Here is a 16445-nt window from a genome sequence, read left to right as displayed (position 1 = left end):
TATAATTAATTGTGTAAATGTTTAAAAAAGAAAGGAAATTTTACGAAAATAAACATAGTTACTTTGTTTGTTTAGGGAAAAAAAGGGGAGAGTCAAATGAAAATAGCATTAATAGCACATGATAAGAAAAAAGAAGAAATGATAGAGCTTGCAAAAGATTTTGAAGATAAGTTAAGTAAACATATACTTGTTGCAACAGGTACTACAGGACTTAAAGTTATGCAAAATACATCTTTAGACGTTAAAAGATGTAAAAGTGGCCCACTAGGGGGAGATCAAGAAATAGGAGCAATGGTAGCAAACCATGATGTTGATATGGTAATTTTCTTAAGAGATCCATTAACAGCTCAACCTCATGAACCAGATATTAGTGCATTACTTAGACTTTGTGATGTTTATAAGGTTCCACTAGCTACAAATACAGAAAGCGCTAAGCTTATAATGGCTGATATTTAAAGTTAATATAATAAAATAAGAAGTTAAAAGGTACTTTTTTATATTAAGTTACTTCATGGTTAAGAAATAAAAATTCCATGATTAAATAATATAAGGAGGTATCTTTTTTTATGGTTAGAAAGAGAATTGCTAAACAAAAAATACAACAATTTGATATGAAAGTATCAGAATTATTAGAAGAATATATTAAGGAACTCAAAGTAAATCAATGTTCTATTCATACAATAGAAACTTATCGAACTGCATTCAAACGTTTTATAAAAGATGAAGGTGATTTAAGCATATCTGATATTAATATAAGTGTTATTAATAATTTTAAATTAAATCTAAAAGATAAGGTTAGTCCTAGAACAATAAACACGTATACTTCTCATATTAGAACAGTTTTTAATTATGCTTATAAACAAGAGTATATGGATAAGTTAGATATTAAATTAATTAAAGTGCAACAAAAAGTTAAATATATACCAACAGAAGAAGAAATGGAATTATTGTTATCAGAAGCTAAAGGTGAAACCTACAGTAATTATATATCTAGGTTAGCTTGTTTAGTAATGAGTACAACTGGAATAAGATGCGAAGAATTTCTAAGTTTAAAAATTAAAAATTATAACAAAGACTATATAAGTACAGAGCATACAAAAAATAGATCGCTAAGATATATGCCAATACCAACTTTAGTATCTAAAGAAATAAAATCTTATATAAAAAATTATAGAAAAGATGCTAAATTAGATGAGACATTATTTGTCAATGTATATGCAAAACAATATACATCTAATGGTTTTAGAAAAAGTTTTTCAGAGTATGCAAAGAAGAAAATAGGACATTCAATAGGAACACATTCACTTAGAAGATATTTTATAACTAAAGCATTAAATAACAACGCTAATCCGATTTTATTGTCTAGGATAACTGGACACCATGATACTAGAATGTTCCAGTACTATTATAAATGCAATATAAATGACTTAATAAGAATGGATAGTATAAACACTATAGCAGATTTAAATATAGATAATTCTCATAAAAAAATGCTTAGAAGATAAAAAAATAGTAGGCACTCACAATACCTACTACTTAAAACTTAATATCGTTTTATAAAACTTTGCATATCCTCAACTAAAAGGATATACCAATACGCTAATAGTATTATCTCAAAAAAAGTGAGGATTTGCAAGCTTTATTTCCTATACCCTAAATTAAGTATAGGTTGAGTTGTTAGGCACTATGCAACTTCTATAAATAAGATAGTAGGTATAATAGAGCCAATGCAGAAAGTCTATTCGGTTACTTTTATAATATACATTTATAAAGTATGACGTAAGTCTTAGTGAAACTTTCTTGAAGATGTTAAGTCTAAGGTAAACAATATTTACTATGACAAAATAGAACGGTTTGAGGCGTATCAGTAGTAAGATAAATTACTACAAAGAAAGGAACATACAGAACAATAGAAATATTGGACAAGTAGGGGTGCAATTCTTGTTTTGATGTATGAATTAGTTGAAATACTAATTACTAATGTATTATTACCAAGACCATAGGTTAAAGTGGCGAGGCTCTAAATACAGAAGTATAAGAGTGGTAATATAGTTGTCTTGTTGATTTTTAGTGTCGACAGGATAACTATATACATTTGGAGGATAAGCCAGAAGTATAACGCCTTTGGCACTTAAAAATCAATGTCTACTTAAAGAAATATTTAGAATATAGTAGAAATTTCTTTACATAAATTTGTAAATATATTACAATAAATGTAAAGAGCAAATGTGTATAGGGGAAATATGTATGATATTAAGGTTAATAAATGATGGTACTGTAACAAAACATGAGGAAAAAACAGTTAGAGACTTTATAGATAATATTATTTACAAAACAGAAGATAGAGAAAATAAAGTGTTTGTAATCCATACTATACAAGCGTTAAATGGTAAACAAAATATGATATTATATTTCCAAGATGGAGTTTTAAAAAGTCATCATACAACATTTCAGAAGTTTGATTATAATGATGTACTTGATTATGAAATTTCTCCTTCTTATAAAGTTAAATATGTGTTGTTTGAAGATATACGTAGTGTAGATGATGACTATGAAGAACAAATGGAAGATAGCTATAGTAGAAAGAGAGTAAGTAATTATAGATTTTCTTATATATATAGACATGATGATATATTAGAAAGAATGTTTGATGATGATAAACTTAAAAGTTTTATAAAGGAACAAGAAGATGATAAATTGATCGAAATAGTTTCTATTTTGTGTGATAAAGTTTTAGAGAATGAGAGTTATATTTTATCTCTAAAAAACACTGTAAATAATCATGCTAGAGATATTTATATATTAGAACAACAGATTAAATGGTTAAGTAAAAAGAGTGAAATAAAAAAATCTAATGGAATAGATGCTCTAAGTGAAGAAGACTTGGATGATTTATTTGATATAGATGCATTTAGATTTTAATAACAACCAATAGAGAGTATATCCAGGTGGTATGCTCTTTTATTATGCCTAAAAACAGGAAGATATATTTCCCTAAAAGCATAATATAATGTTGCAATTATTATTGTAGTAAATTCCTAATAGGAAAGTACTTATATCACATCTGAAAATTGAATAATGCATAATATGCACTTTAGGAAATGAGGATATGGTACGTTACACTTTGCAACTAATGGACTAATTGTCCAAAACTCAATAGAAGGCTCATAGAACACTTTATTTTAGCTTAGACTTATAATTCATCAAAACTACTCTAAGATTAAAAATATGAGCCATTTAGCTACCAAGTAATGCGTATTGTAGCTATATGTAGATATTAGATTTGTCGACAAGTTTGGATATAGATTTAACCGACATCCGAAAATTCGCTCGTTAAAATGGATTAGTCAAAATAATTACGAAGGCAAAATGCCAACGTAGATATATGCTGCATGTTATTTATGTAGCTTTTTCTTATGCAAAAAGATAAGACCTAGCCATAAGACTAGATCCTATCTTAGGTTTACTTTTTAACCCATTCAATTTTATAACCAATTATATCAGCTATTTGTAATACTTCACTGTACTTTAAAGCTTCCTTACGTATTTTATTACTTAGGTTTTGTACAGTATAATCACTACCATTACGTTTATTTAGTTCTTCTGCTAATCTGGTAATAGTAAACCCAGAGGATATTATATAAGCTTTGATGTCTTCTCTTATTCCCATAATATTCACCTCAGTAAAATTGTAACATTCAATTTAAAAATGGTCAAATAGATTGTTTTTTTAACTATTAAATTTAAAATTAAATTAATAGATTTAAAAAGTTGTTGACATTTTAAACTTATAGGTTTAAAATTAAATTGTAGACACGAGTTAACAATAAATTAATATCTACAATTAAATATATGCGGAGATGAGAATTATGAGTGTAAAAACCTTCAAGAAATTCATTGAAGAATTAAGAGAGCAAGGTATAAGCATTGAGAAACTTATCACAAGTAAGCGAAAGTATGAAATTATATAAGATTTTAAATAAGTAAAAGGGAGAGAAAAAATGATTGATTTAAATTTTAAAGTTTGTGATGGAATATTTATAGATCCAAAGGAATTTTTTAGTAAGACTAAAAACAAGGAATTAAACCTAGAAAGATTTGTTTATGATAATAAATCAGTTCTTTTTAAAGAAAGAATGAGTGGATTTGATTTTAGATGTTTGTTAAGCGGTATTATAGAAGAAGTTGAAGCTGATGGAGAATACATAACAATAGCTAAGGTTAACGACGGAATTATGATAAGACATAAGGTATTTAATGAACTTGAAGGAGAACTTATCAATGAATGGTTTCTTAGATATAGAGGAATAGATTAATATACCTAAGTAGTAAAATTGTAAATAATTTGTTAATAAACTCTTTTTGAATACAAATGCGACTTTTATAGGTGTATAATATGAATACAAAATACTTAATGTATTCAAAAGGAGTTTGTTAAAATGATAGGATTAGAATATTTATGTAGTTTAAACAATATTAGTTATTCTGAATTAGCTAAAAGAATGAATATAAGTAGGCAAACAGTTACAAATTGGATTGCTGGTAGAAGAAATATAAATGAAAAATATTATGAAGATCTAAAAGATATTTTTGGAATAGCTCCAGAATGGATTGTTAAAGAAATAAATAATATAGATAGGATTAAAATTCAAGATATATTATTACAAACAAGTTTAGAAGAATCTTCAAAAAAGTCAAGAAGTGAAATTATTACTAAAGATGTAGTAAATAAGTCTGTAAGAGATTATAGAATTGCAAAACAAGAGTTAGTGGAAAATCTAATTGATTATTTTGAAAAAGTATATATAAATGCATATGAAGAATATGAAGATGATTTTGATGCAGCATTAACAGCTAAAAGTGTAGTAGATATATTTAGCACAATTTTAAAAGTTTTAGATAAAAAATATATACATAGGGGTACAGTACAAACTATAGTTTATGCGTTGGAGGTTGCTAATAATCCAGATATTGATGAAGATAATCTAAATAAAAAAATGAAGCTATTTAAGGCTATGATTGAAGCAGAAGAAGAAATAACAAGTTGTGAAATGTTTGCATTAGGAGCAAATTGGGAGTAATTAAAATAAAATTTTTAAACAAAAGGAGAAATATATTATGAGAAAAGAACAATTAACCAAAGAATTAAAAAGTGAAGGAGTAGAGAATATGAGCGTTATTAGAGAAGACTTTATAAGACTTAGTAAGCAAGAGATAATGTTAGAAGACCTACAAATAATCAAAGAAATAACAGGAACTAGCAAAATAACAAAGGATACAGTTCCAGATTTATTATTTGCATTACAAAGTCATTTACTATTAGTAGAAGAAGGAAAGACAGAGCTTAATACGGAGTTTACAGAAACAATAAGTTTGTTAGTAGCTAAACTGTATAATAGATAAAACTTAAAGAAATACAAATCTAAAAACAAAAGGAGAGAAGTATTATGACAAAAGTAATTAACTTAGCAAACTATAAAAAAGAAAAGGGGGCTTTATTAGATGAAGAAGAAGTAATTTATGATATTGTAGATTTAGATATTACAAAAACTGAAAATGGGAAATTATTAGTTTGGATAGAAGGACACATATATTTTGAAAGTTTAGAAGATTTAAAAGCAACTTATATAAATTTTAGAGATAGTGTTTGTAATGACTTTAATATAATAAACAACAACAAATTAGATGAGGTTGATTTTAAACTTAAATATTCTAAAAAAAGTGAATTTTATAATGTAGATATAAATGATTTTTATATAAATGATTATGAAAATTTAGTTGAAAAACTTAATTATATAATTGCAAATATAAAAAAAGATAATGTTAAAATACAAGAATAATATGTAAATAACTCAAGGCTTATACCCAGGTATGAGCCTTATAATAACTAAAAATATATTAAATAAAAAAGGATGGGATGGAATTTATGAAGAAATTACAACAATACAAAGTTAGTTACGTTAGAAATGGAGAAAAGGTAAAGGAAATAAGTCTTAGTCAGAACGTTATTTTAGAAGCACTGAGTATTTATAATAATATAAGATATAAGAACGGAGAATATATAGAAGATATAATAAAGGTTATTTTTAAAGATGGAGAACAATTAGAAAATCTTAAGAATGAAATTACATATAATGAAGAAAAATATATACCACTCTTAACAAGTCCTTCTATGCAAAAACATGAAGAAAAGATCGGTAAGAAAACATACAAAATGGAATATTTATTTATTAAAGAATCTAAAGCAGAATTTAGAGATATATTAGAAAACATATTAAGCTTAGGTAAATCTAAACAATGGGAAGGAAAAAATATTCCTATAGTTAAAGATGTTACGGCTAGACTAGGTTTAGCAATATCAGGTACAAATAAGATTAATTACACACCTAAATTTATAGTATTACAAGACAGAGAATATACATATAAACAAGATAATTATGTAGCCTTTACAAATGGATTAGATAAAGTAGAACCTATTACTCCAGAAAGTCATCCAGAAGCTTATAAACATACTATGTTCGATGGTGCTGGTCTTATGTCTCCTAAAATGGCAGAAATAATACAGGAGCAATTAGGATTAAATTATAACGTAGACTTTGCTATTATCAGGGGATATAACGGATTAGCTATCAAGGGATTATGTCTTAAATTCGACTTTATGCAATACATAGCCGATAACTATAAAGAAGATATAGAAGGACATTTTGAGAAGAGAGAAGATGGATATTATGTTAGAGATTTTTGGGGAGATATGCAATGTATAAATAATGTAGACTTAATTCTTACAGAAAGTCAATGTAAATGGGCAAAGAATTTTTCTAGCATGACAGAATACTTAATAGCAAGAGAAAGTTTCGATAATAAATATAAAACAATTACTAATAGTTTATATATCACAAAAACTAATAAAGATCCTAAAAAATTAAAAACACACGCCTTAACTAATTATCAATTACTTAACAATTTAGCAATAACTTATAAAGAACTAATAGAATTAGCACAACCAACAATAGATTATTATAAAAAGCTTATAGACTTCGATTTAGATAGTATAAGACTTTTTCTAGGAGATATAGCTAAAGACATCATAATAGATGATGACGGTATTGTTAACAACTCAGAATTATCAGCTTCTTTTAAAGCTCATAGAATGCTACAAACAATAGGAGATAGTGCTTTAAAAATTAAACCAGTAAGAACTACAATAATAAACATGATTAAAAAGAAAATAAGATTGCTTAAAGGTGGTAAATTTTATATAGAAGGTGGATATAAGATTATAGCACCTTGCCCTGTCACATTCTGTAATATGCTAATGTTAGGACATAGGGGAGATAATGGACTAGCAGAAAAAGAATTTTACATACCTACTTGGGCTAGTGAAAAAGTTACAATATCTCGTAATCCTATTGCATGTTATCAAGAGATACAAAAAACAATTCTTACAGATAAGTTAGATAAATGGTGTAAAGATTATACTTCAGAAATAATTTTCTTCAATCAAAAAGACAATACTCATATGTTGATGTCAGGAGCTGATGAAGACGGAGATGGATGTTTAGTTTCTAAAAGTGACATATTATATAACGCAGTAATTACTTCAGAAAAAATATTTGTAAATTTATCAGACGGAATAGAAAATCCTAAGCATATATATAGTAGAAAACAACGTTGGGAGAATGAAGTGCTATCGAGTGGTAATCTTATAGGAAAAATAGCTAATAGTACAGTTATTATAAATAGTATTGCACAAACTAATTATTATTATAAAAATGATCATAAGTATTCCTATTTTAAACTTAGAGATATTTGGGGAGAAAATAAGTTAGGCAAAGAAAAATGGGAAGAATTAAATGAGATTTGGTCTAAGCATGACAGAAAAGCTAAAAAAGAAGAATGGATAAAACTACAAAAAGAATTCAGGGAAATAAAAAAAGAATTCAACAAAGCTTTAGAAAAAAGTTTAAAGAAAGGTACTTTAGTAGAACAAGTTAGTTTTGATTTAAATAAACAAAAAGAATTAATAACCGAAGGTTTCTTTGATAAATCTATAGCATCATATCAATGTATTCAACTATCTATGCAAGCAATAGATGCACCAAAAACATTGAGATTTCCTGGGGAAGAAGATTTGTCTTATATAGAAAAATGGGAGAATATAGATAAACCTTATTTTATGAAATTTAATAAAGATGATATTTATAAAGTTATGAATTATAATAGTTCTTTGGATAAATTTGCAAAATATGTAGGCAAGGAATTGAAATATGATATAGATAAAATTAATGATGATTTTACCGAAGAAGAAATAGAAGGATCTAAAGAAGACTTTTCTACTGATACAGTAATTAGTAAAAAAAGTAGTATTAAGAGCAATAAAACTTTATTATTTGAAGAAATAGATAAAGCTGTTGATATGACAGGACTAGGGAAATTAAATGGGAGATTAATGGAATTAATATCAAATTATAATAAAAAAAGTTCTAATGGAAAAAGTGGTAAAGATAATAAATTACAATGGAATTATTGTAATCCTTTCTTTATTAGAAATTTTTTAAATATATCTGAAGATTTTACTGATTTAGAGTGTTTAGATTTATTTAAGTTATATTCTATAAAAGAGTATAGAGAAGCTATAAAGAATATAGAATATAATGATATTTTAAGAATGTTAAAAATAGATAAAAGTATAATTAAAGTAAACTTCTTGTTTGATATTGCTTGGGACACAATAGATAAAGTGCTAACAGAAAATTATAAGACTAAAGCTTATGCTTATATAGAAGATATTAATGGAGAGATAGACTGGATGTTTAAGAAGTATTCTAAGATAGATACTAGATTTAAAGACAATAACTTAATAGATAAAGATAGAATAGCGGCAGAAAAAAGATTAGGTGGATTACATAAGATAGGCTTTAAGAAAACTGAAGAAGGATTTGAAAATAGTATAGAAACATATACAAGACTTATATTTACTAGAGAAGGATTTAAATTAGGAGAAAATAAATTAGGTGGATTCTATGAGATACCTGATTTAGAAGATGGACAAGAAGTAGAAGTAGTAGAGTACAAGCTTAATAAAAAAAGTGTACATATAGTTTATAAGTTAATATAAATGAAAATAGATATGGGCTAGAATGTCACAGGAAGAACAAGAGAAGTTTTTTAATGATAATAAGTGGACACCAAAGAGTGAGAGCTTGTAAGGACTTAGGTTACAGGGGTATTCCTTACCCCTTACACCTTCGGTTATGGAACGAGAGTTCTACAAAATTAAAGATACAAAGGGGAGAATGTAATGTATAAGAAATATTATATATATAACTGGCAACAGGCATATTTTTATATGCAAAATGGCGTTATGCCTTTAGAAAGACCAGCAGTAAATAAAGTTACTGGAAAGATTTATTTTGTATTTGGATCAGAAGAAACAAAAGAAGTTTACGATAAATGGTGTAGAAATAAACAATAGAAAGGATATGGTGAAAAATTATGGTGAAATTAAACTTAAAATGGATAAGTGATGTAATAGGAGAGAATTATAAACATTGGAAAGATGGAGATATAGTAAAAATACAAGCTCAAACTGGTACTGGAAAGACAAGATTTATAATCGGCGATAAAAATAATCGTGGATTAGTAGATAATATGAATTGTTTTGAAAAGATGATCTACATATGTAATAGAACAGAATTAAAAAGACAAGTTAAATTAGACTTATTAAGAAAATATAATAAAAAAATAGAATATATAGACAAAGAAAAAAAACAAGTTGATACAGAATGGTTAGATGAGCAAACAGTTATAGAAAATGTAACAGTAGCTACTTATCATGCTATATCAGAAGGAAAACTAGATAATATATATCTTAATAAAGATAACTCATTAGATTTTTATAAATATATAGTTTGCGATGAATGTCACTTCTTTTTAACTGATAGCAGTTACATGAATAAGACTTATTTAGCTTTTAAAGAGCTTGTAGAAAAATCTTATAATAAATCTATAAGAATATTTATAAGTGCAACAATGGAAGAAGTTAATAATACAATAAATAAATACAATGAAAATAATAATAAAAAAGTGTTAGGTAGAAAAAAAGAAATACATGAATATACTTCTAATATAGATTATAGTTATCTAAATGTTAAATATTTTAAGAAATTAGAAACAGATGTATATCAGCTTATCAAAAATGATAATACAGATGATAAATGGCTTATATTTGTAACTTCTAAAGAAAAAGGACAAGCTCTAAAAGAAAAGTTAAATGATAACAATATAACAGCAGATTTTATACATTCTAGTAAGAAGTCTATAGAAAAAGAAAACATATTGAATACAGGTACTTTTAAAACAAAGGTATTAATAACTACAAAATGTCTAGATAATGGTGTAAATATAAAAGATGATAAAGTTAAAAGTTTAGTTATTCTGGCATATGATAAAGTTACTTTTATACAAGAGCTTGGAAGAAAGAGATTTAATATATTAAATGCACCAATTATAAATTTATATATTCCTATGTTAAGTGTTAAGAGTTTTAATACTTTATTACATAGACAAGGTAAAAAGTTTAATGATCTAGATTTATATAAAGATAATATAGAAGCTTTTAAAAGAAAATACAATGATAACACTAATTATCCTAAAGATCTATTTCACTTGAATAAAGATATGGAGTATACAGTAAATTTACTAGGATATGCAAGATTATTTAATGATAATACTTTCTGTAAAGATATAAGGAATAAACTATATAATGATGAATTTGCATATATTAAAGAGCAATTAAGCTGGTTAGGATTAGAAGATACATTTGATAAAAATAATTTAATAGAAGATGTAGTTGATATTGAAGAAGTTGAAAAATTAGAAGATTTTTTAGAAAGAATAGTTGGACAAAGATTATATGAAGAAGAACAACAAAAATTATCAGATTTAATTGTTGGAGAATTAATAACTATAAAAACAAATAAAGATTATAGAACTAAAAAATTAAGACCTTCTACAATGGAAAATATAATTAGAGATGATTTAAATTTAAGTTATGCAATAAGTAAACCTAAAAAAGAAGGTAAAGGCATTAATAGGGGTAAAAGATATATTATTGTTACAAAAATAAATTAAGATGTTCCACTTTTACTATAAAATTTATTATATAAAAAGAATAGTAAAAGTGGAACAATAATATATTAATTTGTAACATTTTATATAATGGTATTGCATTTTGGCGAGAAATTGAAGTATGTGTACATTTTTAGGAAAATTACAGCAATCCCATATATATAGAAGTGTTGTTTTTTTCTCTTTTTTGTACATACACTATTTGGAAATAAAGAAATATGTTATTGCGTGGACACCCAAAGGTGGCTAGCAAAGTCAAGCCCCTTGAGGGGCGTTACACTTTAGTGTATGACTAGGGGTGACTAATTAGTGTAGTATTTAATATTATAATTTAATGACTTAGAATTTATTATCTTAGGCTGTTTTTTGTTTTTGTATATTTATTATATGAAAGGCTTTCTAATTATAGCCCTTTTTCTACAAAATCATACATTAAGTTTGCTAAATTAACAAAAAGTTAACAACTTTGTCACTTTTTCAGGACAAAAAATGTTATAATTAAGGTAAACAAGGAACAATTTTACAAAATTTGACTAATGAAATTTCTTTAATTGGACAAGCTTTACATGTTATCATAAAAGTAAATATATGGTAATAAGGTGATGGTTATGATTATAAAGAAATGGAATAGTAAAGCAAAGATTAAATGTAATGAAAAAAAAGGAAGTAAGTGTATTGGCGACAAGGAGGAAATAAGTATGGGAGTATCAATGGGAATATTACAAACATTGGAAGGAAGAGTGGCAAAAGAATTTTTAAAAGAATCAGAAAAAGCAAAAATAAGTAAAGATACTATTAAAAAATGCTTGGATTTAGTAAAGGATATAAAAATAAAGTAATATGGAATTAGTTTTAACTAAGCTAAATCAATCATTAGAGCATTTAAGATTAGTAGGAGATTTTGAGTGTTCAGATGAGAGTATAGAAAATTTTTTGAAGAATGATGCTCATAATTATGATTGTTCTGGTGAAGGAAATACTTATATATTAATAGATGAAAAAGACAATAAAATAGTTGCATATTACACTTTGAAATGTAATGGAATCCAAGTTAAAGATTATAATTTACATAAAGTTTTACCAGCATTAGAAATAGCAAGATTAGGTGTAGATATTAATTATGAAAAACTTGGTTTGGGATCAAAAATGTTAGCGATGGCTGTTAAAGTTGCAATTCATTTAAAGGAAGAACATGTTGGTGTGAAATATATCCATTTGTTTTCAGTTCCAGATTCTGTAGACTTTTATATGAAGAAAAATAAGGCTGGATTAAAATTTCATGAATATCCAAAAGGATATAGTTTCTTGAAAGAGGAGAATTCTCAGGAGGGATGTAAAGCATTATATGTTACTTTAAATGAATGTGAAGACTTATACAAAAAAGAACTTAGCAAATAAACAAGCTAGGTTCTTTTTTTATGTATGAAAATATTTAATTATTAAGCATTAGTGTGTTAGCTACCGCAAACGTTCCACGTTTTGCGTACGCTTTCGGTTATGAAAAGAAAATTATTCATAAATTCCTCGTATTTTTTTTTCTTATACAAGTGATACTTATTAGGGCTGCACACTTAATAAAGCAACTCTATACCAACACATCGGCACCATTCCGATTAATAAATGGGTAGTAGTCAGGGGTATTATTATGTACTGGCGAAGTTAGGGTTTCTCTATGTACCGAAAACCTAGGAAACAAACATAGATTTGATACAATTGTCGCTAACCGATATGCGACTAATAAAATTTCGGTTTGCTTAGTAAAAAATACAATGCTGTTTAAACAGTCATCCTAAAAGGGATATTTTTAAATCAAAAATGGAAAATCACACGAGACTAGGAGTGCCTTGTTTAAGTACAAAACAAGATGGTTAAGCTAACTATGTACTAGGACTTAACAGTAGCAAATGTGGTGTGTGCCGTAGCTTGTTTAGATGAAATCATGAATTGGGTTTGGAGCTACAGATTAGAGATTACTATTAATTTAGTAGTCTCTTTTTTATTGCAAAAAATATTATACGAAGGTGGTATGTAAAAATGATAAAAGAATTAGAAATAATAATAACAAAAAGATTAAAACATCAAATATTTATTGATGATGAGTTTTCTGTAAAGATAACTAAGCAAAAGTTAGGATATAAGTTATCTATTAAATCTACAGATAATAAAATAGAATTATTTGCTGATGTTTTAGAAGATATAGATTTAAGTCAACTTATGTATTTATTTATTAAGAATCTTTATTATACAGAAGTTAATTGGAGAACTAAAGAAATACATAGAACTAAGAGTTTCTTGTACAGAAAGGCTAAACAATTAGCTACTTGGAGTGCTAGAAATAATATAAATAAAGTAGAGAAGATTAACAAAGAAATAGTAGAAAGATATAAAGAAACAGAAAATTTAAAACAAGAAGTGGCTTATTATAAGCAATTTGTTAGTGTTTTCTATGATATAAAAACAGATATAGAAGAATGGGAGTGGCTTAGATAGACACTCTTTTTTTATACCCTTTTTTCTTAAGAATTAAGGCTAGTAGATAATAGTTACTCTTTATAATTAAATATCAAATTTAGTAATCCTTTAGCTAGTATGCGTACAACCAAGCAAGCTAAGAAAGTTAGATCATAGGTGGGTTTATTACACAGTTAAGATGTTCTGTGTTATCAAAAACATCAAAAATTTATTATAAAGGGGATATTAAAAAATGAAGGAATTACAATTATTAACAGAAAAATTTGAAGGACAAAACATAACATTTAGAATGGGTGAAAATACAAGTGAAGTTATGATTGATGATGTAGCTAAGTTTTGTGGTTGGACTAGAGTAGCAAAAAGTGGTAATGAAGTTATTAGATGGGATAGAGTTAATGAATATTTAACAGAATTAGGCGTACCCACTTGTGGGCATGGTGATTTCATTCCAGAATATGTAATGTATGCACTCATTGGTAAAGCGAAAAATGAAAAAGCTACTAAATTTATGCTTTGGGTAGGACAGGTATTAACCCAACTAAGGCAAAAAGGCGTTGTAATACTAGAGAATGCTACTAAAGAAGCTATTAATTTCGAAGAGAAGTTTGGTACATACAGAATTAGAAAAACATTCTTAAACTCTACAAATATTACAGAAGATTATAAATTATTTACAGAGTTATCTAAACAAGAGTGGAAAGCTAAAAGATTAAATAATAGTGATAGAGTTAAACTATCTAAGCTAATTGTCAAAGGTTTAGAACAAAGACTAAATAGAGATAAGTCTAAGTTAAGAGCAAGTGAAATGTTAGCTATGCAGGAATTATTAACTGATATAAATAAAGATATTATTAAGCTAGAAAATAAAAAACATGGAGGTCTTAAGACAGGGCAACAGAAGCAGATAACTAAATTAAAGCAACAATTAGAAGATATAGAAACTAAATATGTTGTTAGAGATGAAGAATTTGTGACGTTAGATTGTCATGGCTTTAGTAATAATTATATGTATAGCTATATAGAAGGTAAATGCGTTAAGTCTAATGCTTATAAGAATTGGATTAAATATTTTCCTTGTAATCAAGTGCCAGATATAGATTATTGGGATGTAGACTATAACAAGCCTATAGAATTATTTATCAACTATACAGTAAAGAAAGATGTAGACATAGCTAATTTAGATAAAAGCTTCATTGATATGATATTTAATAGGATCTATAGTGTAGACGATAACATAGTACAAGCAGTACATAGACAAGGTATTGCTACAGTAGAAGACTTTGCAGACGGGAAAATATCTTTTTACATAAGAAATATAGAAGAATAGTAGGTGATTATACAATGATAATTGATTATGTTTATTTATTAATATTTGCGTTGTTTATTTTGACAATTTATAAAGTCGCAAAGATAGAAAATAAATGGGGTTTAATATTGTATGCAGGAACAATAATTATTTGCTTAATAAAAATAATAACAGGAGTGTGTAGTATATGTTAGATGTAAATGAATTAAAATTAAAAAATATAAGATTTTATAAAGGAAGATATGTTGTTAGATTAATGAGAAGTTATAAAACACTATCTGAAGCAAAGAAATTAAAGAAATTCTTAAAGCAATATATAAATTGTGTTAGTATATATCAAACAAAAAATGGATTTATGGTACAAACATATAAAGAATATAAAACTTTAGAAGATGCAATAAAGGTAAGAGATTATTTAACAGAAAAATTAGAAGAACGAAAGAGTGTAGCTTAATGTTTATAACAAAATAAATATGTTAGGAGAGATATAGATATGAGATTTGAAGAAGTTATGAAAAATATAAAGCAAGGTGAAAGATATGTAAATGTAGTAACAAATGATGTAGTTAGAAGTATAGAAATGACAGAATACGGACTAGCTATAGATTTATGGCAGCCTAGAACTGGCTTCATTATTTCAGGAAATTTTATAAGAGAAAGAGCAATAAGACAAATTGCTGCCGAAGAAGGATTGATAGAACCATTAGGATATACAAGAAAGAAAATGGAGGATTAAAAAAGATGATAGGATTTACTAGAAAAGAAAGAAAAATTATAAAAACATATTTTAATAGAAGAAATAATTTAAGACATTTAGCTGATAATATAGAAGTAATTGAAAATAAAGAGTTAGCTAATATTTTAAGAAAAACTTTATTTAATAGATATAAAGTAGAATTTATCTCAGGAAATGAAGATAGATTAGCAGATATCTATACTAAAGAAATGTTAGAAATTGGTGTTAAGTCTTATTGTATATTATAGATATTATTATCTTAAATAAAATACACGTAAGTGAGTATTAATAATAAAGGAGAGATATAAATGCCTATATATACAATATGTGGTAAATGTGGAGATAAAATAAAGGTAGGAACTAAGTGTGAACGGTGTACTAAGGAAACCTATAGACAGTATAAGCATTATAGAAAAGATAAGAAAGAACAACAGTTCTATGCTAACAATCAATGGAAAACATTATCAGAGATTATTAAGAGAAGATATTTAGGCATGTGCTTATGTTGTTGGGACAAAGGTATTATAGAAATGTGTACTACTACACATCATATTGTAGAGTTAAAAGAAGATTGGAATAGAAGGTTAGACAAAGATAACTTAATACCATTATGCACTAGATGTCATCAGAAGATACATAATGAATATAAGAATAATAAGGCTATAGAACAAGCTAGGTTAAGAGATATATTAAAAAAATATAAGGAGACATATAAATTATAAGATACCGGGGGAGTGGTCATTGATACGATAGAAATGTCAAAAAGTCCGAGTCACTCTCTCAGTAACACGAATTTCCCTT

Annotated in this window: 19 protein-coding genes; 18 read left to right on the top strand and 1 reads right to left on the bottom strand. The window is 26.4% G+C overall.

Features of this window, described 5'->3' with window-relative positions; all coding sequences use genetic code 11:
• Positions 1 to 96 precede the first annotated feature (96 nt).
• The 3 genes from I6G60_RS10355 to I6G60_RS10345 all read left to right on the top strand — a co-directional run bounded on the left by I6G60_RS10355 (position 97) and on the right by I6G60_RS10345 (position 2922).
• Complete coding sequence (locus I6G60_RS10355; protein ID WP_003476019.1) at positions 97 to 456, top strand: methylglyoxal synthase; 360 nt, start codon at positions 97 to 99, stop codon at positions 454 to 456.
• A gap of 110 nt (positions 457 to 566) precedes the next feature.
• Positions 567 to 1505, top strand: coding sequence for a tyrosine-type recombinase/integrase (locus I6G60_RS10350; RefSeq protein ID WP_110002957.1), 939 nt, complete (start codon positions 567 to 569; stop codon positions 1503 to 1505).
• Between the two features lie 742 nt (positions 1506 to 2247).
• Positions 2248 to 2922, top strand: coding sequence for a hypothetical protein (locus tag I6G60_RS10345; protein WP_197925306.1), 675 nt, complete (start codon positions 2248 to 2250; stop codon positions 2920 to 2922).
• Positions 2923 to 3463: 541 nt separating this feature from the next.
• On the opposite strand, the gene I6G60_RS10340 is transcribed toward I6G60_RS10345, so the two are convergent.
• Positions 3464 to 3670 (bottom strand): LLM class flavin-dependent oxidoreductase, encoded by a 207-nt coding sequence (locus tag I6G60_RS10340; protein ID WP_164812174.1) that lies wholly within the window; start codon positions 3668 to 3670, stop codon positions 3464 to 3466.
• Between the two features lie 331 nt (positions 3671 to 4001).
• Between I6G60_RS10340 and I6G60_RS10335 the strand changes: the two genes are divergently transcribed.
• The 15 genes from I6G60_RS10335 (at position 4002) to I6G60_RS10265 (ending at position 16366) form a co-directional block, all read left to right on the top strand.
• A complete protein-coding gene (locus I6G60_RS10335; protein WP_197925304.1) occupies positions 4002 to 4316 on the top strand; it encodes a hypothetical protein in 315 nt (104 codons plus the stop codon).
• Positions 4317 to 4439: 123 nt separating this feature from the next.
• On the top strand, positions 4440 to 5081 hold the full coding sequence (locus I6G60_RS10330; protein ID WP_110078266.1) for a helix-turn-helix domain-containing protein: 642 nt from the start codon (positions 4440 to 4442) through the stop codon (positions 5079 to 5081).
• A 37-nt stretch (positions 5082 to 5118) separates the two neighbouring features.
• Positions 5119 to 5403: a hypothetical protein gene (locus I6G60_RS10325; RefSeq protein ID WP_223932443.1), complete on the top strand. Its 285-nt coding sequence runs from the start codon at positions 5119 to 5121 to the stop codon at positions 5401 to 5403.
• Between the two features lie 44 nt (positions 5404 to 5447).
• Positions 5448 to 5840: a hypothetical protein gene (locus I6G60_RS10320; RefSeq protein WP_197925302.1), complete on the top strand. Its 393-nt coding sequence runs from the start codon at positions 5448 to 5450 to the stop codon at positions 5838 to 5840.
• Between the two features lie 86 nt (positions 5841 to 5926).
• Complete coding sequence (locus I6G60_RS10315) at positions 5927 to 9118, top strand: RNA dependent RNA polymerase (RefSeq protein ID WP_197925300.1); 3192 nt, start codon at positions 5927 to 5929, stop codon at positions 9116 to 9118.
• Positions 9119 to 9301: 183 nt separating this feature from the next.
• Positions 9302 to 9475 (top strand): hypothetical protein, encoded by a 174-nt coding sequence (locus I6G60_RS10310; RefSeq protein ID WP_158524061.1) that lies wholly within the window; start codon positions 9302 to 9304, stop codon positions 9473 to 9475.
• 20 nt (positions 9476 to 9495) lie between these two features.
• Complete coding sequence (locus tag I6G60_RS10305) at positions 9496 to 11133, top strand: DEAD/DEAH box helicase (protein ID WP_197925299.1); 1638 nt, start codon at positions 9496 to 9498, stop codon at positions 11131 to 11133.
• 605 nt (positions 11134 to 11738) lie between these two features.
• Complete coding sequence (locus tag I6G60_RS10300) at positions 11739 to 11969, top strand: hypothetical protein (protein ID WP_197925297.1); 231 nt, start codon at positions 11739 to 11741, stop codon at positions 11967 to 11969.
• 1 nt (position 11970) lies between these two features.
• Positions 11971 to 12528, top strand: coding sequence for a GNAT family N-acetyltransferase (locus I6G60_RS10295; RefSeq protein WP_057232557.1), 558 nt, complete (start codon positions 11971 to 11973; stop codon positions 12526 to 12528).
• Positions 12529 to 13164: 636 nt separating this feature from the next.
• Complete coding sequence (locus I6G60_RS10290; RefSeq protein ID WP_110002967.1) at positions 13165 to 13620, top strand: hypothetical protein; 456 nt, start codon at positions 13165 to 13167, stop codon at positions 13618 to 13620.
• A 214-nt stretch (positions 13621 to 13834) separates the two neighbouring features.
• Positions 13835 to 14929, top strand: a complete 1095-nt coding sequence (locus tag I6G60_RS10285) for a hypothetical protein (RefSeq protein WP_110002968.1) — start codon at positions 13835 to 13837, stop codon at positions 14927 to 14929.
• Between the two features lie 166 nt (positions 14930 to 15095).
• The gene (locus tag I6G60_RS10280) at positions 15096 to 15362 is read left to right on the top strand and encodes a hypothetical protein (protein WP_011010250.1); all 267 of its coding nucleotides are present in this window, start codon (positions 15096 to 15098) and stop codon (positions 15360 to 15362) included.
• Between the two features lie 39 nt (positions 15363 to 15401).
• Positions 15402 to 15644 (top strand): hypothetical protein, encoded by a 243-nt coding sequence (locus tag I6G60_RS10275; protein WP_197925295.1) that lies wholly within the window; start codon positions 15402 to 15404, stop codon positions 15642 to 15644.
• A gap of 5 nt (positions 15645 to 15649) precedes the next feature.
• On the top strand, positions 15650 to 15892 hold the full coding sequence (locus tag I6G60_RS10270) for a hypothetical protein (RefSeq protein ID WP_124229129.1): 243 nt from the start codon (positions 15650 to 15652) through the stop codon (positions 15890 to 15892).
• Positions 15893 to 15952: 60 nt separating this feature from the next.
• Positions 15953 to 16366 (top strand): HNH endonuclease signature motif containing protein, encoded by a 414-nt coding sequence (locus I6G60_RS10265; protein ID WP_110083490.1) that lies wholly within the window; start codon positions 15953 to 15955, stop codon positions 16364 to 16366.
• The last annotated feature ends 79 nt before the right edge of the window (positions 16367 to 16445 follow it).

It is taken from the genome of Clostridium perfringens (genome assembly GCF_016027375.1).
GTDB classification, from domain to species: Bacteria; Bacillota; Clostridia; order Clostridiales; family Clostridiaceae; genus Sarcina; species Sarcina perfringens.
This window is presented reverse-complemented; position numbering and strand designations above follow the sequence as displayed.

Bases quoted from the DNA above. Each gene is read 5' to 3' on its own strand.
- I6G60_RS10300 (WP_197925297.1), top strand. From the start codon at position 11,739: ATGATTATAAAGAAATGGAATAGTAAAGCAAAGATTAAATGTAATGAA.
- I6G60_RS10275 (WP_197925295.1), top strand. From the start codon at position 15,402: ATGAGATTTGAAGAAGTTATGAAAAATATAAAGCAAGGTGAAAGATAT.
- I6G60_RS10325 (WP_223932443.1), top strand. From the start codon at position 5,119: ATGAGAAAAGAACAATTAACCAAAGAATTAAAAAGTGAAGGAGTAGAG.
- I6G60_RS10320 (WP_197925302.1), top strand. From the start codon at position 5,448: ATGACAAAAGTAATTAACTTAGCAAACTATAAAAAAGAAAAGGGGGCT.
- I6G60_RS10335 (WP_197925304.1), top strand. From the start codon at position 4,002: ATGATTGATTTAAATTTTAAAGTTTGTGATGGAATATTTATAGATCCA.
- I6G60_RS10280 (WP_011010250.1), top strand. From the start codon at position 15,096: ATGTTAGATGTAAATGAATTAAAATTAAAAAATATAAGATTTTATAAA.
- I6G60_RS10290 (WP_110002967.1), top strand. From the start codon at position 13,165: ATGATAAAAGAATTAGAAATAATAATAACAAAAAGATTAAAACATCAA.
- I6G60_RS10340 (WP_164812174.1), bottom strand. From the start codon at position 3,670: ATGGGAATAAGAGAAGACATCAAAGCTTATATAATATCCTCTGGGTTT.
- I6G60_RS10305 (WP_197925299.1), top strand. From the start codon at position 9,496: ATGGTGAAATTAAACTTAAAATGGATAAGTGATGTAATAGGAGAGAAT.
- I6G60_RS10355 (WP_003476019.1), top strand. From the start codon at position 97: ATGAAAATAGCATTAATAGCACATGATAAGAAAAAAGAAGAAATGATA.
- I6G60_RS10350 (WP_110002957.1), top strand. From the start codon at position 567: ATGGTTAGAAAGAGAATTGCTAAACAAAAAATACAACAATTTGATATG.
- I6G60_RS10295 (WP_057232557.1), top strand. From the start codon at position 11,971: ATGGAATTAGTTTTAACTAAGCTAAATCAATCATTAGAGCATTTAAGA.
- I6G60_RS10270 (WP_124229129.1), top strand. From the start codon at position 15,650: ATGATAGGATTTACTAGAAAAGAAAGAAAAATTATAAAAACATATTTT.
- I6G60_RS10265 (WP_110083490.1), top strand. From the start codon at position 15,953: ATGCCTATATATACAATATGTGGTAAATGTGGAGATAAAATAAAGGTA.
- I6G60_RS10345 (WP_197925306.1), top strand. From the start codon at position 2,248: ATGATATTAAGGTTAATAAATGATGGTACTGTAACAAAACATGAGGAA.
- I6G60_RS10310 (WP_158524061.1), top strand. From the start codon at position 9,302: ATGTATAAGAAATATTATATATATAACTGGCAACAGGCATATTTTTAT.
- I6G60_RS10330 (WP_110078266.1), top strand. From the start codon at position 4,440: ATGATAGGATTAGAATATTTATGTAGTTTAAACAATATTAGTTATTCT.
- I6G60_RS10285 (WP_110002968.1), top strand. From the start codon at position 13,835: ATGAAGGAATTACAATTATTAACAGAAAAATTTGAAGGACAAAACATA.
- I6G60_RS10315 (WP_197925300.1), top strand. From the start codon at position 5,927: ATGAAGAAATTACAACAATACAAAGTTAGTTACGTTAGAAATGGAGAA.